Origin of the sequence: Azospirillum sp. A26 (assembly GCF_042604635.1) — a bacterium.
Classification (GTDB): Bacteria; Pseudomonadota; Alphaproteobacteria; order Azospirillales; family Azospirillaceae; genus Azospirillum; species Azospirillum palustre.
The window spans coordinates 2,347,232-2,367,500 of record NZ_CP170472.1 but is presented as its reverse complement, the minus strand read 5'-3'; the positions used below and the strand labels follow the sequence as shown (position 1 = coordinate 2,367,500).

The following is a 20,269-nucleotide window of genomic DNA, read 5'->3' as shown; positions in this document are numbered from 1 at the left end:
AGCCTCCTTGCGGGGTGACGGCGTACCTTTTGTATAATGGGTCAGCGACTTAGAGTATGCAGCGAGCTTAAGCCGGTAGGTGGAGGCGCAGCGAAAGCGAGTCTGAATAGGGCGACCGAGTTGCATGCTTTAGACCCGAAACCTGATGATCTAGCCATGGGCAGGTTGAAGGTGCGGTAACACGCACTGGAGGACCGAACTCACGCCTGTTGAAAAAGTCGGAGATGACCTGTGGCTAGGGGTGAAAGGCCAATCAAATCAGGAAATAGCTGGTTCTCCGCGAAAGCTATTTAGGTAGCGCGTCGGATATCACCTGCGGGGGTAGAGCACTGGATGGGCTAGGGGGGCGCGAGCCTTACCAAACCTAACCAAACTCCGAATACCGCAGAGTGCAGTCCGGCAGACAGACGGTGGGTGCTAAGGTCCATCGTCGAGAGGGAAACAGCCCAGACCGCCAGCTAAGGTCCCCAAATCACGGCTAAGTGGGAAAGGATGTGGGAAGGCCATGACAACCAGGAGGTTGGCTTAGAAGCAGCCATCCTTTAAAGAAAGCGTAATAGCTCACTGGTCTAGTTAAGCCGGCCTGCGCCGAAAATGTATCGGGGCTCAAGCCGTGTACCGAAGCTGCGGATGTGATCTTTCAGATCACGTGGTAGCGGAGCGTTCCGTAAGCCTGCGAAGGGTGTCCGTGAGGCCGCCTGGAGGTATCGGAAGTGAGAATGCTGACATGAGTAGCGACAAACAGTGTGAGAAACACTGTCGCCGAAAGTCCAAGGGTTCCTGCGCAAGGTTAATCCACGCAGGGTGAGCCGGCCCCTAAGGCGAGGCCGAAAGGCGTAGTCGATGGGAACCACGTTAATATTCGTGGGCCTGGCGGAGGTGACGGATTGGAAAGCGTGTACGATCTTATCGGATTGATCGTGCTGTGGACCGGTTCCAGGAAATAGCCCCGCCTTATAGACCGTACCCCAAACCGACACAGGTGGACTGGTAGAGTATACCCAGGCGCTTGAGAGAATGGTGTTGAAGGAACTCGGCAAATTGCCCTCGTAACTTCGGAAGAAGAGGGCCCCGTTTGGACGCAAGTCCAGGCGGGGGGCACAGACCAGGGGGTAGCGACTGTTTACTAAAAACACAGGGCTCTGCGAAGCCACACAAGGCGACGTATAGGGTCTGACGCCTGCCCGGTGCCGGAAGGTTAAGAGGAGGAGTGCAAGCTCTGAATTGAAGCCCCGGTAAACGGCGGCCGTAACTATAACGGTCCTAAGGTAGCGAAATTCCTTGTCGGGTAAGTTCCGACCTGCACGAATGGCGTAACGACTTCCCCGCTGTCTCCAACACCAACTCAGCGAAATTGAACTCTCCGTGAAGATGCGGAGTTCCCGCGGTCAGACGGAAAGACCCCGTGCACCTTTACTACAGCTTTGCAGTGGTGCTAGGGACTTCATGTGTAGGATAGGTGGGAGGCTTGGAAACATGGGCGCCAGCTCGTGTGGAGCCAACCTTGAAATACCACCCTTGAAGTCTCTGGCATCTAACCGTGGCCCGTTATCCGGGTCCGGGACCCTGCATGGCGGGTAGTTTGACTGGGGCGGTCGCCTCCCAAAGTGTAACGGAGGCGCGCGATGGTGGGCTCAGAGCGGTCGGAAATCGCTCGACGAGTGCAATGGCATAAGCCCGCCTGACTGCAAGACTGACAAGTCGAGCAGAGACGAAAGTCGGCCATAGTGATCCGGTGGCTCCACGTGGACGGGCCATCGCTCAACGGATAAAAGGTACGCCGGGGATAACAGGCTGATGACTCCCAAGAGTCCATATCGACGGAGTCGTTTGGCACCTCGATGTCGGCTCATCACATCCTGGGGCTGGAGCAGGTCCCAAGGGTTCGGCTGTTCGCCGATTAAAGTGGTACGTGAGCTGGGTTTAGAACGTCGTGAGACAGTTCGGTCCCTATCTGCCGTGGGTGTCGGAGTTTTGCGAGGATTTGTCCCTAGTACGAGAGGACCGGGATGGACATACCTCTGGTGCACCGGTTGTCACGCCAGTGGCATGGCCGGGTAGCTAAGTATGGACGGGATAACCGCTGAAAGCATCTAAGCGGGAAACCCACCTCTAAACCAGAGCTCCCTTGAGAGCCGTGACAGACCATCACGTCGATAGGAGGCATGTGGACCGGCAGCAATGCCTGAAGCTAAGCCTTACTAATCGCTCGATCGGCTTGATCTCGACACCACAAACCGCGCCATGCGCAGCAGCAAGCCTGCTCCAAAGCAGTGCTTGACCAGCGCACAGCCGTTCGATACATCCTCCTCACTTGCACTGAACAAGCATACAGCGCTTTCGGTAACAGCGTCGGTCTTGTGCCTCGGTGACCTGGTGGTCATGGCGAGGTGTCAAACACCCGATCCCATCCCGAACTCGGCCGTGAAAAGCCTCCGCGCCAATGGTACTGCGTCTTAAGACGTGGGAGAGTAGGTCGCCGCCAGGTCGCTCAGGCACAAGAGACGCTCCTTACACAAAGCGCGCATGCTTGCATCTTCACCAAATCCATCATCCCACATCGAGACATCCGCGGGGTGGAGCAGCCCGGTAGCTCGTCAGGCTCATAACCTGAAGGCCGCAGGTTCAAATCCTGCCCCCGCAACCAAATCAACAAGAAGCTCGCCGCGCTCACGCACGGCGGGCTTCTTGCTGTTTGGATTGAAGTCCCCGCACCCACTTGTCACGACCCGCGTTCCCTGACCCGTGGTCATTGCGGTTGCGCCGTGGGGGCGGCATGTCGTACCCATTTCGCAAGTTGCATCCACGCGGATCCCCCCCGCTGCGCATGCTTTTCCAGTGTGTGCACAAGCTGCGAGCAGATGGCGAGCCCATGGCCAAGCGCAAGGTTTTCGACGATTTCGATCCGGCTCCGTCCGGTCCCTCCGTCTCCGAGACTCTGCGTGCGACGCGGATGGCGCATGGCTATGACCTGCGCGACGTCGCGACGATGCTGCGCATCCGCTATCCTTACCTACTGGCGATCGAGGAAGGGCGGTATCAGGAGCTGCCGGGCAGCACCTATGCCATCGGTTTCCTGCGCTCCTATGCCGAGTGCCTGGGTCTCGACCCGGACATGGTCGTCACCCGCTACAAGGAGGAGGCGGCCGGCAGCGTCCGCCGCCAGGAACTGTATCTGCCGACTCCGGCCGCCGAAGGGCGGGCATCGGGTGGAACGCTGCTACTCGGCACGCTGGTGCTGGCTGGCATCGTTTATGGCGGCTGGTACTATCTGTCGGCGACCGACCGGTCGGTGGCGGACCTCGTTCCGACTTTGCCGGACCGTCTGGTCTCGCTGCTGGACGGCGTGCCGGCCAAGCCGGCCGAACAGGTGGCCGACCAGTCCGCAACGTCCAGCCAGCCCGGTGCCGAACCCGCCGTCCCGGCACCAGCGATCACGACGCCGGCCCAGACCACAGCTCAATCTCCGGCGAACACTGCCCCAGCCAGCCCAACTCAGGCTGGATCTGTACCCACCACTTCGGCACCGGCCGCAACGCCGTCCACCGCCGGCAAGCCGCCGCAGACTGCCGCGTCCACTGCCACGCCAGCGCCGGCGACTCCGCAGGGTGGTACGGCCAAGCCGCAGGCCGGTACCCCCGCCGCCGGGCTGCCGCCGGCCCAGTCGCCGCTTCCCTCGGCCAACGCGCCCGCTGCCAACCAGACGGGTGGGCAGAGTATCGTCAATGTACCGGCGCCGCCGGCCGAGGACGATGACGAGGCGTCGCCGCAGGATCCGACTCCGCTGAACGCCGCGGCGGCCCCTCCGGCTGCGCCCGCGGTTCCGGCCGCGTCGGTTCCGGCCAACGGCAAGGTTTATGGCACGCTGAACACCAATGCGAAGCTGATCCTGAAGGCGACGCAGGAAAGCTGGCTTCAGGTGCGTGATGGGAGCGAGATCGTCTTCACCCGCGTGTTGAAGCCGGGCGATACCTTCCGCGTTCCTGACAAGCCCAACGTGAAGATCCGCACCGGCAACGCCGGTGGTCTGGTGGTGATGGCCGACGGCGGTGAAAGCCCGCCACTGGGCTCCGTCGGGCAGGTGCTGCGCGACGTCGCCATCGACGGTCACGGGGTCGTGCGGCGCTGAAACCGGCCGGTGAAGGGGCCACAGCCATGCGTCGGCGGCGCCCCACCAACCCTGACCCTTGAATCCCGGGCGCCGGAGCGCACTTCTGGCCTGATGCCGGCTGCGCTAGGATGCGGCACCCGGTTCCGTTTTGCTGTCCAGAGGCTGACCTGAGATGACCGTGCGCGCCTACCGCCAGATCCTTCGCCGCAAATCGCGCCAAATTCGCGTCGGCAACGTGCTTGTCGGCGGTGATGCGCCGATCTCGGTCCAGACCATGACCAACACGCCGACCACCGACGTAAAGGCCACGGTGGAGCAGATCCAGGCGGCCGAACGGGTGGGGGCCGACATCGTCCGCGTCTCCTGCCCCGACCGCGACTCGGCTCTGGCGCTCAAGGACATCGTGCGGCAGGTGAAGGTACCAATCGTCGCCGACATCCATTTCCACTACAAGCGCGCCATCGAGGCGGCGGAGAGCGGTGCCGCCTGCCTGCGGATCAACCCCGGCAACATCGGCTCGGCCGAGCGGGTGCGCGAGGTGGTGAAGGCGGCCAAGGATCATGGCTGTTCGATGCGCATCGGCGTCAATGCCGGCTCGCTGGAACAGGACCTGCTGGAGAAATACGGCGAGCCCTGCCCGGAGGCGATGGTCGAAAGCGCGCTGAACCACGCGAAGATCCTGGAAGACAACGATTTCCGCGAGTTCAAGATCTCGGTGAAGGCCTCGGATGCCTTCCTGGCCGTCGCCGCCTATCAGGGCTTGGCGGAGGCCTGCGACTATCCTCTGCACATCGGCATCACCGAGGCGGGCGGCCTGCGCGCCGGAACGGTGAAATCGTCGATCGGGCTGGGCATGCTGCTGTGGTCGGGCATCGGCGACACGCTGCGCGTTTCGCTGTCGGCCGATCCGGCGGAAGAGGTCCTGGTCGGATACGACATCCTGAAGTCGCTGGGGCTGCGCCGGCGCGGCGTGACCGTCATTTCCTGCCCCAGCTGCGCCCGGCAGAACTTCAACGTCATCAAGACGGTGGAACTGCTGGAGCAGAAGCTGGCCCACATCACCACCCCGCTGACCCTGTCGGTGATCGGTTGCGTCGTGAACGGTCCGGGCGAGGCGCGGGAAACCGACATCGGTCTGACCGGCGGCGGCAACAACACCCATCAGGTTTATCTGTCCGGCGTTACCGACCACCGGCTGAAGGATCAGGACATCGTCCAGCATCTGGTCGGGCTGGTCGAGAAGAAGGCGGCGGAGATCGAGGCGGCGAAGGCCGCCGCAGAGGCTGCCGAAGCCGAAACCACCCGAGAAACCAAGCGAGACGTGGCCCCCGCCGCGGAGTAAGCTGCCCGGAATTCGGGCAGGGACAGCGATCCGCGGCGTGACCACCACCTCCTACCTCGTCATCGGTGCCAGCCACCGGACCTGCTCCGGCGTCGTCCGCGACCGCCTGTCCACCGACGAGGCGGAAGTGGCGGGAATGCTGGAGCGGCTGCGTGCCGTGGGGGTGGGGCAGGCGCTGTGGCTGAGCACCTGCGACCGGGTGGAGGTGCAGGCGGTCCATGAACGCCCGAACGAGGCGGCCCTGGCGATTGCCGAGGTCATGGCCGACCGCGCCGGCCTGTCGACATCCGATCTGGCGCCGCAGCTCTACACCCGCACCGGCATCGACGCTGTGCGCCACCTGTTCGCGGTGGCCTGCTCGCTCGACAGCCAGATCGTCGGCGAACCCCATATCCTGGGCCAATTGAAGGCGGCCCACCGCAGCGCTTCCGGTGCGGGGCTGACCGGACCGGAGCTGGAAGCGGTTCTGCAGGCAGCCTATGCAGCTGCCAAGCGGGTGCGGAGCGAGACGCCGATTGCGGAGGGCGCCACCTCGTTGGCCGCGGCAGCCATCCAGGTGGCGCGCGACCTGCACGGCGACATCAGGCGCTGCGGCGCTCTGCTGGTGGGAATGGGCGACATGGGCGCCCTGGTTCTGGAGGGGCTGCGCGAGGCCGGGCTGCCGCGGCTGACCGTCGCAGCGCCGGTGGATCGGCGGGCGGAAGCGGCGGCCCGGCGGCTCGACGGGCATTTCGCTCCCTGGGCCGATCTGGAGACGGCGATGACCGGCGCCGATATCCTGGTGACCGCGGCCGGGCTTGGGCGCTATATCCTGACCGCTCCGATGATGGAGACGGTGTTGAAACGCCGTCGCCGCCGGCCGGTCTTCGTGGTCGATGCCGCCATTCCGGCCGATGTCGATCCGGCGGTGGCGGGTATGGACGGCGCCTTCGTCTATGATCTGGCCGATCTGGAACGGGCGGCGTTGCAGGGCCGGGTTGGACGCGAGGCGACGACCCAGGCGGCCTGGATGATCGTGGACGAGGCGGTTGCCGCTTTCGCCCGAGACCGTGCGGAACGCGCCGCGGTGCCCGCGGTCGCGGCGCTTCGCAGCCATTTCGAAGCGGAGCGGCGGCGCCTGCTGGCCGGGCATGCCGATCTGGATGCGGCGTCGGCGACGCGGCTGCTGGTCAACCGCCTGCTGCACGCTCCATCGGAGGCGCTGCGGGCGCTCGCTGCCGATGGCAGTGGCGAGGGGCTGGCCGAACGGGCGGCGGCTGAACGGCTGATGTTCCGCCTGTTCGGGCTGGATAGGCTGACCGCTGCCGCATTGGAAGAGAACGAACGGGATAAGGACGAGCGACGTGAGCCTGGACGAGAAGTTCGATAAGGTGATGGCCCGGTACGACGAGCTGCGCGACACGCTTGCGGCCGGCCTTGTCGAGTCTGGCGACTTCGCCCGGCTGTCCAAGGAATATGCCGACCTCACCCCGATTGCCGAGGCCATCGCGGAGTTGAAGAAGGGCCGCGCCGAGGCCGCCGATCTGGCGGAAATGATCGCGGCGATGATGGGCGATCCCGGTGCCGATCCCGAGATGAAGACGATGGCGGAGGAGGAGTTCCACGTCCTGACCAAGCGCATCCCGGATTTGGAGCGCAAGGTGCAGATTTCGCTCCTGCCCAAGGACGAGGCGGACGAAAAGAACGCCATCCTGGAGGTGCGGGCCGGGACCGGCGGCGATGAGGCCGCACTGTTCGCCGCCGAGCTGTTCGAGATGTACCGCCGCTATGCCGGCCTGCATGGCTGGCGCTTCGAGGCGATGGACGTCAGCGAGACCGGCATCGGCGGTTACAAGGAGGCCACCGCCAATATCACCGGCCGCGGCGTGTTCGCCCGGCTGAAATTCGAGTCCGGCGTCCACCGCGTCCAGCGCGTGCCGGCGACCGAGGCGCAGGGCCGCATCCACACCTCGGCCGCCACCGTCGCTGTGCTGCCGGAGGCGGAGGAGGTGGACATCCACATCGACGAGAAGGATCTGCGGATCGACGTCTTCCGCTCCTCCGGTCCCGGCGGCCAGTCGGTCAACACCACCGACAGCGCCGTGCGCATCACCCATCTGCCGACCGGGCTGGTGGTGAGCCAGCAGGACGAGAAGTCGCAGCACAAGAACAAGGCCAAGGCGCTGAAGGTGCTGCGTGCCCGGCTGTACGACAGAGAGCGGGCGGAGAAGGACGCTGTCCGCGCCGCCGACCGCAAGAACCAGGTGGGCAGCGGCGACCGCTCGGAACGCATCCGCACCTACAATTTCCCCCAGGGGCGGGTGACCGACCATCGCATCAACCTGACGCTCTACAAGATCGACAAGGTGATGGCCGGGGAGGCACTGGATGAACTGGTCGACGCCCTGATTGCCGAGGACGAGGCCGCCCGGCTGGCGGAGCTGGGGTGATCGCATGAACCTCCGCACCCTGCGTGCCCAGGCCGAGGCGCGGCTGCGCGAGGCCGGCGTCGATACGCCGGAACTCGACGCCCGCTATCTGCTGGAACATACGCTGACCCTTACCCGCACCGACTTCATTACGAAGGCGGAACGGCTTATCCCCGATGCCGATGCTGCCCATGCCCTGGCGTTGGTGGAGCGGCGTGCGGCGCGGGAGCCGGTGGGGCGCATTCTGGGGCACCGGGAGTTCTGGACCATCGATCTCGCCCTCAACCCCGACACGCTGGAACCGCGGCCGGACACCGAGACGGTGGTGGAGGCGGTTCTGGCCGCCATTCCCGACCGGAAGGCTCCGCTGCGCCTGATCGATTTCGGAACCGGAACGGGTTGTATCCTGCTGGCGCTGCTGTCGGAGCTGCCGAATGCCACCGGTGTCGGTGTCGATCTGAGCCCGCTGGCGGTGGAGGCGGCAGCCGGGAACGCCGACCGCAACGGGCTGGCGAAGCGCGCCCGCTTCCAGACCGGCGACTGGGCCAAGGGGATCGAAGAGCGTTTCGACATCGTGGTGTCGAACCCGCCCTACATCCCCAGCGCCGACATTGCCACGCTGGAGCCGGAGGTGCGGGAGCATGACCCGCTTCGCGCGCTGGACGGCGGGCCGGACGGGCTGGAGCCCTACCGCATCCTCGCCGCCGAATTGCCGCGTCTGCTGGTCCCCGGCGGACTGGTCGCGTTCGAAGTCGGGCAGGGCCAGGCGGAAGACGTGGCGACGCTGGCCGGGGCGCAGGGGTTGGGAGACACCGCGATCCTGTGTGACCTTGGTGGGGTAAAGCGCTGTGTCAGGGCTCGGAAGAGCCTGTGAGGCGGCTGCCCATCCAAAAAAACGGTTGGATCGGCAGGCTTTGGCGGGTAGTGTGCGGTACACGACCGCGAACCTAAGGCCTGCGGAGCAAGAATCTCGGATGGTTTTCTGCCGAGCGCTGACCGCCATGGCCTGCCGCACGCGATGCGGACGCGTCGTTTGAACCCCGTGAGCGACCCATGGAAATCGTCCATGGCGGGCTCGGTGGCCGGGCCGCAAGGCCGGATGGCCGCCGGAGCGTTCCGGGGACTGCGCTTCTCTTGCATGGGGCCTTAAGAGCCGAATGAGACAGGGACCGAACTCCAGGCGTTCGCGTGGTCGTGGCAACAGCGGCGGCGGGGGCAGCGGCGGTGGTGGCGGCGGCGGGGGTGGCAGTGCCGGCCGGCGCCAGAACGTTCCGCTGCGCCACCAGACCTTCGACAGCAACGGCCCCGACGTCCGCATCCGCGGCAATGCGTGGCAGGTGCAGGAGAAGTATCAGGCGCTTGCCCGCGACGCGATGTCGTCCGGTGACCGGGTGCAGGCGGAAAATTACCTGCAGCATGCCGAGCATTACCTCCGCATCATCAACCAGATCCAGGAATCGGAAAACCGCCAGCGCGGTGGGCAGCCCGGCAATGGCCACGGCCACCAGCCGCAGATGTCTTCGCATGGTGGCGACGAGGACGAGCAGCCGGCCGAGGATGAGACCGACGGCGAGGAACGGGCGGCCGTGAACGCCTGATATGTGACGCTTACCTGAGGTGACGTTTATTCGGCCGGCGCGACCGGGTTGCCCACTGCGATCCGGCCGCCGCCGGTCACCCGGGCGCGCAGCAGCATTTGGTTGTGGCCATAGCCGCGTTCCATGATGTTCGTCAGGCTGAGGTCGGCGACGCCGGTATCCGGGTTCACATCGTTCCCGGGCGTGCAGTCGAGCGCCTCCACCACCTCCAGCGTTGCCGCACCGACGGTCAGGGTCCTGCCGACCCAGCCGCGCTCCGCCCAGGGATCGATGCCGTCCACCAGCAGGTTGGCGCGCAGGCGGCGGGGATCGACCGGCTGCTTGGCGATCCGCTCCTCCAGGTCGCGCAGGCTGGCGAGGTTCAGCAGCGTGACCGACGGTTCCTCGCTGTTGCCGAAGCCGCCCTGCTGCGCTTCGATCAGGCGGGGCATGCCGGGGACGATCCCGGCCAGATAGGCGGCGAAAAACTGTTCCAGCAAGTTGCGGCCCATCGGCTGGTCCAGCCGGCCGCGCGACACCTGCCGGCCGCCGCGGCGGATGATCAGCGCCTGCGTCGCCTCGTCGAACTCGCTCTGCAAGACCGCCAGCTTTTCCGTCCGGTCCAGCGTGAAGAAATCCGACGGCAGGCGCCAGCCCTCCGTCTCGGTATCCAGCGCGGCCGGGCCGTGCAGCAGCCCGTAGCGGCGGTCGAGCGGAATCGCCCGACCGGCGGTCAGTTCGATGGCGGGAAGGTCCTGGCCGCTCATCCCCTTGACGGGATAGCGGCGGATGACGGTCAGTGTGGCGTTCATTGCACTGCACAATGAAAGGGCTGGAGCGTCCCTGTCAACCGATGCGGTGCCTATTTCTCACGCTGCGGCTGGGGTATGGCAGGCCGGATCGCCCGAACCGCCCGCTCCACCCCGTAATCTGGTGCCGCTACCAGCGTTCGGCGACGGGCCGGCGGCCAAGAAATTCCTCCAGCCGCCGTCCGGTGGCCGGCGACAGGTCGGTCGGCAGCCGGTCGAGCGGGAAGAATCGGGTTTCGACGATCTCAACACCGTCGGCTTTCGGGCTGCCGCTCCAGCTGCGCACGACATAGACCGCCACATGGTCGCTCGCCCCGTTGCGGAAGCGGGCGTAGATGGCGAAAGGCTGAGCAGGGCGGTCGGCGATCAGCCCCACCTCCTCCCGCACCTCGCGCCGCATGGCGTCGACCAGCGTCTCTCCCCGCCCGACACCGCCGCCCGGCAGATGCCAGCCATCGACATAGCTGTGCCGGATCAGCAGGACGCCGGGCGATGCCGGGTCCGCCTCGTCCAGGATGATCGCCCTCACCCCCATGGTCAGCGGCCGAGTCAGCCGATGCCACACTCCGCGCAGGCTCCAGGCGAGACGAAGCAGCCGGCCCGTCATGCTTCTCGGAATCGGCTGGCCGGCGGATGCCGGTGTCGTGCTGGTCGGGGAACCGGAGGCGGCCAGATCGGTCATGATGAAATCCGGAACGGGGGCCCTTGGAAGGCGGAAAGGCGGGATGACGGCAGTCTAGCCGCGGCCGGGAGGGATGGTGTAGGGGGCAATCGGCGGGTCGCGCGCTACCTCTTTTTCCCGGTCCTAGCCGGTCTGGAGGAGGCAGGTGTGGCCGCGTTTCTCCACCGATAACCTTTCCACGCAGATGGTCTTGCATGGCCTTCGGCCTTGCCTACATCTTCGGCAGCATCCTTGCGGATCGCACAGTTGCGTGGATCACGTTGACCGGGCTGCCTCGCGGACGGTCGACAGGAGAAGGGGAGCATCATGGATTTCGAGCAATACACCGAGCGCAGCCGCGGGTTCATTCAGGCCGCGCAGACCCTGGCCGTGCGCCGTGGGCATCAGCGCCTGACCCCGGAACATCTGCTGAAGACGCTGCTGGACGACAAGGAAGGGCTTGCCGCCAACCTGATCCGCGCGGTGGGCGGCGACCCCAAGGCGGCCCTGTCGGCGGTCGATGCCGAACTGGACAAGCTGCCGAAGGTCGAGGGCAGCGGCGCCGGTCAGCTCTACCTGACGCCCGAACTCTCCCGTGTCTTCGAACAGGCCGAGAAGGTCGCCGAGAAGGCCGGCGACAGCTTTGTCACCGCCGAACGCATCCTGCTGGCGCTGGCGATGGCCGATGGCACCCCGTCGGGCAAGGCGTTGAAGTCCGCCGGCGTGACGCCGCAGGCGCTGAACACCGCCATCAACGACATCCGCAAGGGCCGTACCGCCGACAGCGCCAGCGCCGAGCAGGGCTATGACGCACTGAAGAAGTACGCCCGAGACCTGACCGCCGCGGCGCGCGACGGCAAGCTCGATCCCGTCATCGGCCGTGACGAGGAAATCCGCCGCACCATCCAGGTTCTGGCCCGGCGCACCAAGAACAATCCCGTGCTGATCGGCGAGCCCGGCGTCGGTAAGACCGCCATCGTCGAGGGGCTGGCCCAGCGCATCGTCAAGGGTGATGTGCCGGAAGGCCTGAAGAACAAGCAGCTGCTGTCGCTCGACCTCGGCGCGCTGGTGGCGGGCGCCAAGTACCGCGGCGAGTTCGAGGAGCGGCTGAAGGCCGTGCTGTCGGAAATCCAGGCGGCGGCCGGCGAGATCGTCGTCTTCATCGACGAACTGCACACGCTGGTCGGTGCCGGCAAGTCCGACGGCGCGATGGACGCCTCCAACATGCTGAAGCCGGCGCTGGCGCGTGGCGAGCTGCATTGCGTCGGCGCCACCACGCTGGACGAGTTCCGCAAATACATCGAGAAGGACGCGGCGCTGGCCCGGCGCTTCCAGCCGGTCTTCGTGTCGGAGCCGACGGTGGAGGACACCATCTCCATTCTGCGTGGCCTGAAGGAGCGCTACGAGGTCCACCATGGCGTGCGCATCACCGACAGCGCCATCGTGTCGGCGGCGACCCTGTCCAACCGCTACATCACCGACCGTTTCCTGCCCGACAAGGCCATCGACCTGATCGACGAGGCGGCGAGCCGCCTGCGCATGGCGGTGGACAGCAAGCCCGAGGCCATCGACGAGCTGGACCGCCGCATCATCCAGCTGAAGATCGAGCGCGAAGCGCTGAAGCGCGAACAGGACTCCGCGTCGCGCGACCGTCTGGTCAATCTGGAGCGCGAGCTGTCCGATCTGGAGCGGGACTCCGCCGAACTGACCGCCAAGTGGCAGGCCGAGAAGGACCAGTTGCAGGGCGCGCAGAAGATCAAGGAGGAGCTGGAGAAGGCCCGCACCGAACTGGAGACGGCGCAACGCGACGGCAATTGGGGTCGCGCGGGCGAACTGGCCTATGGCGTCATTCCCGGTCTGGAAAAGGCGTTGAAGGATGCCGAGGAGCATGCCAGCAGCCGCATGCTGAACGAGGAGGTGCGCGATAGCGACATCGCCGCGGTGGTCAGCCGCTGGACCGGCGTGCCGGTCGACAAGATGCTGGCCGGCGAGCGCGAGAAGCTGCTGGCGATGGAGGACAAGCTGCGCGGCCGGGTCATCGGCCAGGATGAGGCCATCGTCGCCGTGTCCAACGCGGTGCGCCGGGCGCGGGCCGGGTTGCAGGACCCGAACCGTCCCATCGGCTCATTCCTGTTCCTCGGTCCGACCGGTGTCGGCAAGACCGAACTGACCAAGGCGCTGGCCGAGTTCCTGTTCGACGACGAGACGGCGATGGTTCGCCTCGACATGTCGGAATATATGGAGAAGCACTCCGTCGCCCGCATGATCGGCGCGCCTCCGGGCTATGTCGGCTATGAGGAGGGCGGGGCGCTGACGGAGGCGGTGCGCCGCCGACCCTATCAGGTCGTGCTGTTCGACGAGGTGGAGAAGGCCCACCCCGACGTCTTCAACGTGCTGCTGCAGGTGCTGGACGACGGCCGGTTGACCGACGGGCAGGGCCGCACGGTCGATTTCCGCAACGTGGTCATCATCATGACCTCCAACCTCGGCTCGCAGGCGCTGGCCGAGCAGGCGGAGGGCGAGGACAGCGCTGCCGTGCGCGACGAGGTGATGGAGGCCGTCCGCGCCCATTTCCGGCCGGAGTTCCTGAACCGCCTGGACGAGATCCTGCTGTTCCACCGGCTCGACCGCCGGCATATGGGTGGCATCGTCAAGATCCAGCTCGGCCGCCTGACGAAGATGCTCGCCGACCGCGAGATCACGCTGACGGTGGACGAGGCCGCAACCGAATGGCTGGCCGAGGCCGGCTATGACCCGGTCTATGGTGCCCGTCCCCTGAAGCGGGTGATCCAGCGCGAGTTGCAGAACCCGCTGGCGACCCTGATCCTCGAGGGTCGCATCAAGGACGGCCAGACGGTGGCAGTCGGTGCCGAAGGCGGCTCCCTGACCATCGACGGCCAGCCGGTGAGCGGGCTGGTTCGCAAGGCGTAAGGATGAAGGCCCTCTCCCAACCGTGGGAGAGGGCTTTTTTCGTCAGTAAAACGGCGCCCCTAACCCTTCCGCCTCCAATGCGACCTTCACAGCCGGACGCTCCAGAACGCGGGCGAGGTAAGGTCCCAGATTGTCCAGCGTACGTGCCGGGCGACCCATGAAGCGGGTCCAGCGGCACAGCATGAACAGGTACGGGTCGACGGCGCTGTACGTGTTGTCCAGCAGCCACGTACGTCCTGCAAGCGCGCGGTCAAGCCCGTCGAAATGACCGTTCAGTCGGGTTTCGGTCGCCGCCTTGAAGGCGGCCTGCGCTTGCGCGCCCTCGACGTATCGCTCGGGGTAGAAGTACAGCAGCATCTCGGCCTGGACGCTGTTGGTCAGATAGACCAGCCATTTGTAGAACTCCGCCCGCTCGGGCGTGCCGACCGCCGGGGCCAGTTTTGCCTCCGGATGGCTGTCGGCCAAATGCAGGCAGATGGCGGCGGCCTCGTACAGCACCAGATCGCCGTCGACCAGCGTCGGCACCCGGCCGTGCGGGTTCAGCGCCAGATAGGCGGCGCTTCTGTGCTCCGCCTTGTCGCGGTCGAGCAGCCGCAATTCGAAAGGTTCGCCGATCTCGCGCAGCAGGATGTGCGGTGCCATCGCGGCCGTGCTGACCATACCGTAAAGCGTGCGCAAAGCGGTTCCTCCCTCTCGTCGTTCCGGTCAAGCTGTCCCATCCGATTTCACGTCCCGCCAGCGTCTTGCGCGCATGGCACGGATGACGGCGAAGCGGGTTTGTCGAGTGGCGAAACTGTGCGTATGATCGGCGATAGTGTTTAACAAATCGAACACCTTGCGGTGAGCCATCGCGGCCATCCAGGGGGAACGAACCCGACAAGACCGAACAGGAAGACCCACTCCATGACCGCTCCGGGCAGCACCGCCGGCAACTCTGCCGCCAGCCGCGACAAGGCCTTCGTCCTCCATCCTTACACCAACCTGCATGCCCATGAGACGCAGGGGCCGATGATCATCGAACGTGGCGAAGGCATCCACGTCTTCGACGACGGCGGCAAGGATTACATCGAGGGCATGGCCAGCCTGTGGTGCGTCTCGCTCGGCTGGGGGGAGGAGCGGCTGGTCCAGGCGGCGACCAAGCAGATGCGTCAGCTGTCCACCTATCACATCTTCGGCCACAAGTCGCACGAGCCCGGCATCGATCTGGCCGAAAAGCTGATCGGTCTGGCGCCGGTGCCGATGTCCAAGGTCTTCTTCGCCAATTCAGGCTCGGAGGCCAACGACACCGCGATCAAGCTGATCTGGTACTACAACAACGCGCTCGGCCGGCCGGAGAAGAAGAAGATCCTGTCGCGCCAGCGTGCCTATCACGGCGTGACGGTGGCGACCGCCAGCCTGACCGGGTTGCCCAACAACCACCGCGACTTCGACCTGCCGATCGCCCGCATCATCCACGGCGATTGCCCGCACCATTATCGCAATGGGCTTGAAGGCGAGAGCGAGGAGGCCTTCGCCACCCGTCTGGCCGAACAGCTGGAGGCGCTGATCCTGGCCGAGGGGCCGGACACCATCGCCGCCATGTTCGCCGAGCCGATCATGGGCGCCGGCGGCGTCGTGGTTCCGCCCGCGACCTACTTCGCCAAGATCCAGGCGGTGTTGAAGAAATACGACATCCTGCTGGTCGCCGACGAGGTGATCTGCGGCTTCGGCCGTACCGGCAATTTCTGGGGCAGCCAGACCGTCGGCATGCAGCCGGACATCCTGACCTGCGCCAAGCAGCTGTCGTCGGGCTATCTGCCGATCTCCGCCGTGATGGTGAGCGACGCCATCTATCGCGCCTGTGTCGACGAAAGCCGGAAGATCGGCACCTTCGGCCATGGCTACACCTACTCCGCCCACCCGGTGGCGGCGGCGGTGGCGCTGGAAACGCTGAACATCTACGAGGAACGCGACATCGTCGGCCATGTCCGCTCGGTCGCCCCGGCCTTCCAGTCGCGGTTGAAGGCGCTGGCGGACCATCCGCTGGTCGGCGAGGCCCGCGGCATCGGCCTGATCGGTGCGCTGGAACTGGTGGCCGACAAGGCGACCAAGACGCCTTTCGATCCGCCCGGCCGTGCCGGTGCCCTGGTCAACGGCTTGACCCAGGACAATGGCCTGATCGTTCGCGCCATGGGCGATTCCATCGCGCTCTGCCCGCCGCTGGTGATCTCCGAGGCGGAAATCCACCAGACCTTCGACCGGCTGACCAAGGCGCTCGACGCCGCGGTGCCGGTTCTGCGGGGTTAGGGATCGGCCGGGGATAGGGCCTCCGTCCTATCCCCGCCGCAGATGCATCTTGCCCAGCCCGCCCAGCGCGTCGAACAGTTGGCGGAACTGGGTGAGAAATTGCTCCCAGGTGACCTTGGCGGTCGGTTCGATGGCGGCGTGCAGGGCGCCCAGGCTGGTCCTGCCATCGATCCGCGACAGGATCGGGCCGGCCAGCCGGGGCAGGGGAAGCGACACCACGCTGCCCATCAGGTCGAATTCCAGGCTGCCGCCGGGGGGCACCGCCTTTGCCACGGTCCTGCCGTCGATGTCGCGCAGGACCGGGAACACGTCCGGCCCGTCCGGCTGGATGCGGGCGGCCTCTAGGTCGGCGGGACGCAGCAGATAGGCGATGTGCTTGGTGAAGGCGCCGGTGATGCGCTCGGTCCAGGCGGCGCGCTCCAGCATGGTCAGCCCCGACAGCTGCTTCAGGACGCGGGCGTCCTTAACCCACAGAGAGGGCTCGTAGCGCAGCGGGTCGATCAGCGTCGCGACGGCGAGCCCGGCGCTGTCCGCCAGCTCCACCAACTGCGGCACGCTGTAGGGGCGGTCGCAGCTGTGCAGCAGCAGATCGTAGAGATTGGCGTCGGCCAGCCGGTGGTCGCCGATGTGCGGGTTGTTCAACAGCCAGTTGGCCGGCGGCAGCGCCTGGATCAGCCGGCGGGCCAGCGCCACCTTCTCGGCCGGCGGCAACCCCTCGGTCATGCCGCGCAGAGCCTCCTGCATCGGATAGACGCCGGTGCGGCCGTAGGGTGCGTAGACCATGATGCCGATGCCGCCGCCGGGCGCCAGCGCACCGGCCAGCGAGCGCAGGCCGGCAGACGGGTCGTCCAGATGGTGCAGCACGCCGCAGCAGTCGATGTAGTCGAACGGCCCCGCTTGCGCCGTGACCTCGTCCAGTTCCAGCAGCGACCCACGTTGGAAGTCGATGTTGGTCAGCCCGCGCGCCCTGGCCCGCGCCTCGGCGACCGCGCGACTGGCGTCCGACAGGTCGATGTAGGTGATGCGGCCGGGGTTCCCGGCATCGGCCATCTGCTGTGCCAGCATGATGGTGCCGTCCCCCGTGCCGCCGCCGGCCACCAGAACCCGCAGCGGCTTGCTATGGTCGATCCGGCCGCCGAAGACATGCTGCACCAGCTCGTCCAAATGGCTGGGCGAGCCGGTGATCAGCCGTCCGGCCTCGTCGGACGGATTGCGCGCCGGATAGGGATAGGCTTCATACTGGGCGCGCAGGTCGTCGATGCTCATGGGAACCGCTCAACGGGAAAAATGGGCGCGGCGACCATAGCACCGCACCCGCCTAATGACAGCCGTTCGGTGGTCAGGGTTCAGTCGGCCAGGGGAACGCAGATTTCCGTCAGCCAATCGGCCGGCGGCAAGGCCCGTGGGTTGTTGAGATACTCCTCGTAGCAGGGGGCGTCTCCCGGCGCGTGGCCGCTGTTGGGCAGCCACTCGCCGTAGAGCCAGCGGTAGACCGCGCCCAATTCGGCATAAGGTCCCTGGTGCCGGACCACGGCATGACGCCCGCCGGGAATGTCCACCACGCGGATCACCTCATCCTCGACGACGCCCAGCTCCAGCATCAGCCCGGCGAAGGAGCGCAACTCCTCCGGCCTCACCGATTCCGGATCGTCGTAATAGATGGCGAAGCTGCGGGTGCCGGGGCCGGTCAGCCCCTGCTTGGACGCCCAGGTAAAGAGCCGGTCGAAGCTGGTGCCTATGGTCATGTAGGGGCCGGTGTGCGGCAGCCCGACGATGCGGTGGGCGGGAAGGTCGCGGATTTCGACGTCGTGCATGCTGTCCTCCATCTGGTGGTTGGCTGGGACTGGAGGATTGAGCCGTCCGCGCTTGCGGTAGGCGGCCGGCGTCACGCCATAGCTCTGCCCGAAGGCGCGGGTGAAGGCCTCGACGCTGCCATACCCCGCCCGCCGGGTGATGGCCGGCATGGCGATGCTGTCGCGCACCAGATCGCCCGCTGCCCGGTGCAGTCGCAGCCGGCGCAGGGTCTCCGCCGCCGTCTCGCCGGTGATCGCCCGGTAGATGCGGTGGAAGTGGTAGGGCGAGAAGCAGGCGACCTCCGCCAGCCGGCCGAGGTCGAGTGGTTCGTCCAGATGCGCGGCGATGAATGTCACCACCCGTTCGATCCGGTCGCCGTAATCGAGCCGTGTACCGGGCTTGGCCGCAACCGCGGAACACGGCACGGGGCACACTGCCGTTGCGTCGGCGGAGATGCTGTCGTTGGTCGTGGCGTTGGTCATGGGCATGACATCCTCCAGTCCCGCCGATGCTAGCCGGCAGCCGCTTGATCGCGCTTGCGGAGTTACGCCGCCGGCCAGCCAGCTGCCGGCCGCACCTCGCCCACCCGCGTGCCGGCGCGGTTCAGCAGCGGGGTGGTCAGCAACTGTGGTACGCGCGCCCATTGCGCCTCGGTCAGCGCCTGGGTCGAGCGGATCAGGGCGGCCAGCGCCACCTCGCGGGCACGGGCGGCGCCATCCTCGATCTTCAGGGCGATGCCGATGCCCTGCTCGGGGATCACGACGCAGCCGACCCCTTCCGCCCCGCCCTTGACCAGCACGGCGCCGCCGGCCGCTTCCATCAGCGCCGTGTCGAAGGTGCCGGTGCCGCCGATCAGGAAGGGGTGCTTGCCCCAGGCGGCGGCGATGCGGGTGACCGCCTCGGCCCGTGCGTCGGGCAGGTCGACCGGATCGGCGATGCGGGCCATGGCATAGGCGATAGCCCCCAGCGGGATGCCGATGGTGGGGATGGAGCAGCCGTCCACGCCCCAGGGCGCGCCGAACAGGTCCTGGCCCGTCATCTGCTCCATCACGCCCAGGATGCGCTGCTGCACGGGGTGTTCGTAGCGGACATAGCCCTTCAGCCGCTCGCCCCTGTGCTTGGCGGTCGTCAGGAAGCCGCTGTGCTTGCCGGAACAGTTGTTGTGGAAGGCGGTCGGCGGCTCGCCGCGGCGGACCAGATCCTCGGCGGTGGCGGGATCGTAGGGGATCTGGGCGCCGCATTCGTAATCGTCGAGCGTCAGCCCGACCCGCCCGGCCCAGGACCGCACCAGTTGGGTGTGGCGCGCCTCGCCATTGTGGGAGGAGCAGGCGAGCGCCAACTCCTCATCCCCCAGCCCGAAGGCGTCGAGCGCGCCGCTTTCCACCAGCGGGATCGCCTGCAGCGACTTGATGGCGGAGCGCGGGTAGACCGGTGAGTCGATGTCGCCCCAGCGTGCCAGCACATGGCCGCCGGCATCGACGATGCAGGCGCGGGCGCGGTGGACCGACTCCACCAGGCTGCCGCGCGTCACCTCGACGATGATCGGGCTTTCCGCCGGGCCGGACAGGTCGGCACGGCCTTCGGCGCTCTCGCCATGCTGGTGGCCGTGATGGTGGGAATGGCCGTGGTGGTGATCGCCGCCGCAGCAGGAGGAATGGTCGTGAGGATTGTCTGGGCTCATGCCGGCAAGCTTGCCTCGGGCGGGCTGCGGCGGCAAGCTCCCGCCCGGTCATATCCTTACCAAGATCAGCGGGCTCTTCATGCGTGGCTATTTCGGAATCGGAGTGGAGCGGATCAGCAAGCCGGGCAATGTCGGCAACCTGATGCGCACCGCCCATGCCTTCGGCGCTTCCTTCTTCTTCGCCATCGATCCAGAGCCGGACCTGCGCGAGACGAAGCTGGTCGATACCTCCGGCGCCACGCTGCACCTGCCGCTCTACATCCACGAGCGGGTGGCCGATTTCACCCTGCCCAGGGACTGCATGCTGGTCGGGGTGGAACTGACTGACGACGCGGTGGAACTGCCCAGCTTCCGTCACCCGTCGCGCGCCGCCTATGTGCTGGGGCCGGAGCGCGACAGCCTGTCGCCCGCCCTGCTGGCGCGCTGCGACCATGTGGTGAAGATCCCGATGTCATTCTGCATCAATGTCGGCGTCGCCGGGGCGCTTGTGATGTACGACCGCATGATCTCGCTCGGACGCTTTGCCGAGCGCCCGGTGCGTCCCGGCGGCCCGCTGGAGGGGCCGGCCCAGCACAAGCATGGCAAGCAGATCATGCGCAAGGAGGACCGCCGCCGACGCATCCGCGGCGAGCAGAAGCCGGTCGCCGACGACAGCGACGAGTAAGGATG

15 protein-coding genes, 1 tRNA gene and 2 rRNA genes (1 of these 18 only partly in view) are annotated in these 20,269 nt (G+C 66.4%); 12 read left to right on the top strand and 6 right to left on the bottom strand.

The window, feature by feature from the left end; genetic code table 11:
- The 9 genes from ABNQ39_RS11905 to ABNQ39_RS11865 all read left to right on the top strand — a co-directional run.
- A 23S ribosomal RNA gene (locus ABNQ39_RS11905) occupies positions 1-2,226 on the top strand; it begins 521 nt to the left of the window's first position.
- Positions 2,227-2,372: 146 nt separating this feature from the next.
- Positions 2,373-2,488, top strand: a 5S ribosomal RNA gene (rrf, locus tag ABNQ39_RS11900).
- Positions 2,489-2,570: 82 nt separating this feature from the next.
- A tRNA-Met gene (locus ABNQ39_RS11895) sits at positions 2,571-2,647 on the top strand.
- Positions 2,648-2,872: 225 nt separating this feature from the next.
- Positions 2,873-4,129, top strand: a complete 1,257-nt coding sequence (locus tag ABNQ39_RS11890) for a helix-turn-helix domain-containing protein (protein ID WP_376957803.1) — start codon at positions 2,873-2,875, stop codon at positions 4,127-4,129.
- 154 nt (positions 4,130-4,283) lie between these two features.
- The gene (gene ispG / locus ABNQ39_RS11885) at positions 4,284-5,453 is read left to right on the top strand and encodes a flavodoxin-dependent (E)-4-hydroxy-3-methylbut-2-enyl-diphosphate synthase (protein WP_098738799.1); all 1,170 of its coding nucleotides are present in this window, start codon (positions 4,284-4,286) and stop codon (positions 5,451-5,453) included.
- Between the two features lie 37 nt (positions 5,454-5,490).
- A complete protein-coding gene (hemA, locus tag ABNQ39_RS11880; RefSeq protein ID WP_376957802.1) occupies positions 5,491-6,822 on the top strand; it encodes a glutamyl-tRNA reductase in 1,332 nt (443 codons plus the stop codon).
- Positions 6,797-7,882, top strand: coding sequence for a peptide chain release factor 1 (gene prfA / locus ABNQ39_RS11875; protein WP_376957801.1), 1,086 nt, complete (start codon positions 6,797-6,799; stop codon positions 7,880-7,882). The genes hemA and prfA overlap by 26 nt, the downstream gene beginning before the upstream one ends.
- Positions 7,883-7,886: 4 nt before the next feature.
- The gene (prmC, locus tag ABNQ39_RS11870; RefSeq protein WP_376957800.1) at positions 7,887-8,735 is read left to right on the top strand and encodes a peptide chain release factor N(5)-glutamine methyltransferase; all 849 of its coding nucleotides are present in this window, start codon (positions 7,887-7,889) and stop codon (positions 8,733-8,735) included.
- A 283-nt stretch (positions 8,736-9,018) separates the two neighbouring features.
- Complete coding sequence (locus ABNQ39_RS11865; protein WP_098738803.1) at positions 9,019-9,459, top strand: DUF4167 domain-containing protein; 441 nt, start codon at positions 9,019-9,021, stop codon at positions 9,457-9,459.
- Positions 9,460-9,485: 26 nt separating this feature from the next.
- Here the strand turns inward: ABNQ39_RS11865 and ABNQ39_RS11860 are convergent, their stop codons facing one another.
- Both ABNQ39_RS11860 and ABNQ39_RS11855 read right to left on the bottom strand, forming a co-directional pair.
- Entirely contained in the window at positions 9,486-10,250 is a 765-nt protein-coding gene (locus ABNQ39_RS11860) for an MOSC domain-containing protein (protein ID WP_376957799.1), read from the bottom strand.
- A 127-nt stretch (positions 10,251-10,377) separates the two neighbouring features.
- Positions 10,378-10,929, bottom strand: a complete 552-nt coding sequence (locus ABNQ39_RS11855) for an NUDIX domain-containing protein (RefSeq protein ID WP_376957798.1) — start codon at positions 10,927-10,929, stop codon at positions 10,378-10,380.
- 306 nt (positions 10,930-11,235) lie between these two features.
- Here ABNQ39_RS11855 and clpB point away from each other — a divergent pair, with 306 nt between their 5' ends.
- Positions 11,236-13,839, top strand: coding sequence for an ATP-dependent chaperone ClpB (gene clpB / locus ABNQ39_RS11850; protein ID WP_376957797.1), 2,604 nt, complete (start codon positions 11,236-11,238; stop codon positions 13,837-13,839).
- 42 nt (positions 13,840-13,881) lie between these two features.
- On the opposite strand, the gene ABNQ39_RS11845 is transcribed toward clpB, so the two are convergent.
- Positions 13,882-14,517 (bottom strand): glutathione S-transferase family protein, encoded by a 636-nt coding sequence (locus ABNQ39_RS11845; protein ID WP_376957796.1) that lies wholly within the window; start codon positions 14,515-14,517, stop codon positions 13,882-13,884.
- A gap of 225 nt (positions 14,518-14,742) precedes the next feature.
- On the opposite strand from ABNQ39_RS11845, the gene ABNQ39_RS11840 reads away from it, so the two are divergent.
- On the top strand, positions 14,743-16,125 hold the full coding sequence (locus ABNQ39_RS11840; RefSeq protein ID WP_376957795.1) for an aspartate aminotransferase family protein: 1,383 nt from the start codon (positions 14,743-14,745) through the stop codon (positions 16,123-16,125).
- Between the two features lie 27 nt (positions 16,126-16,152).
- Here the strand turns inward: ABNQ39_RS11840 and ABNQ39_RS11835 are convergent, their stop codons facing one another.
- The 3 genes from ABNQ39_RS11835 to ABNQ39_RS11825 form a co-directional block, all read right to left on the bottom strand.
- Positions 16,153-17,391, bottom strand: coding sequence for a class I SAM-dependent methyltransferase (locus tag ABNQ39_RS11835; protein WP_376957794.1), 1,239 nt, complete (start codon positions 17,389-17,391; stop codon positions 16,153-16,155).
- Between the two features lie 80 nt (positions 17,392-17,471).
- Entirely contained in the window at positions 17,472-18,401 is a 930-nt protein-coding gene (locus tag ABNQ39_RS11830) for an AraC family transcriptional regulator (protein WP_376957793.1), read from the bottom strand.
- A 62-nt stretch (positions 18,402-18,463) separates the two neighbouring features.
- Positions 18,464-19,600 carry an asparaginase gene (locus ABNQ39_RS11825; RefSeq protein WP_376957792.1) on the bottom strand — a complete coding sequence of 379 codons (1,137 nt, stop codon included), beginning with the start codon at positions 19,598-19,600 and terminating at the stop codon, positions 18,464-18,466.
- Positions 19,601-19,679: 79 nt separating this feature from the next.
- Here ABNQ39_RS11825 and ABNQ39_RS11820 point away from each other — a divergent pair, with 79 nt between their 5' ends.
- Positions 19,680-20,264, top strand: a complete 585-nt coding sequence (locus ABNQ39_RS11820) for an RNA methyltransferase (RefSeq protein ID WP_098740977.1) — start codon at positions 19,680-19,682, stop codon at positions 20,262-20,264.
- Positions 20,265-20,269 lie beyond the last annotated feature (5 nt).

Coding starts and splice junctions, on each gene's coding strand:
- ABNQ39_RS11890 (WP_376957803.1), top strand. CDS start 2,873: ATGGCCAAGCGCAAGGTTTTCGACGATTTCGATCCGGCTCCGTCCGGT.
- ispG (WP_098738799.1), top strand. CDS start 4,284: ATGACCGTGCGCGCCTACCGCCAGATCCTTCGCCGCAAATCGCGCCAA.
- prmC (WP_376957800.1), top strand. CDS start 7,887: ATGAACCTCCGCACCCTGCGTGCCCAGGCCGAGGCGCGGCTGCGCGAG.
- ABNQ39_RS11865 (WP_098738803.1), top strand. CDS start 9,019: ATGAGACAGGGACCGAACTCCAGGCGTTCGCGTGGTCGTGGCAACAGC.
- ABNQ39_RS11860 (WP_376957799.1), bottom strand. CDS start 10,250: ATGAACGCCACACTGACCGTCATCCGCCGCTATCCCGTCAAGGGGATG.
- ABNQ39_RS11855 (WP_376957798.1), bottom strand. CDS start 10,929: ATGACCGATCTGGCCGCCTCCGGTTCCCCGACCAGCACGACACCGGCA.
- clpB (WP_376957797.1), top strand. CDS start 11,236: ATGGATTTCGAGCAATACACCGAGCGCAGCCGCGGGTTCATTCAGGCC.
- ABNQ39_RS11840 (WP_376957795.1), top strand. CDS start 14,743: ATGACCGCTCCGGGCAGCACCGCCGGCAACTCTGCCGCCAGCCGCGAC.
- ABNQ39_RS11835 (WP_376957794.1), bottom strand. CDS start 17,391: ATGAGCATCGACGACCTGCGCGCCCAGTATGAAGCCTATCCCTATCCG.
- ABNQ39_RS11830 (WP_376957793.1), bottom strand. CDS start 18,401: ATGACCAACGCCACGACCAACGACAGCATCTCCGCCGACGCAACGGCA.
- ABNQ39_RS11825 (WP_376957792.1), bottom strand. CDS start 19,600: ATGAGCCCAGACAATCCTCACGACCATTCCTCCTGCTGCGGCGGCGAT.
- ABNQ39_RS11820 (WP_098740977.1), top strand. CDS start 19,680: ATGCGTGGCTATTTCGGAATCGGAGTGGAGCGGATCAGCAAGCCGGGC.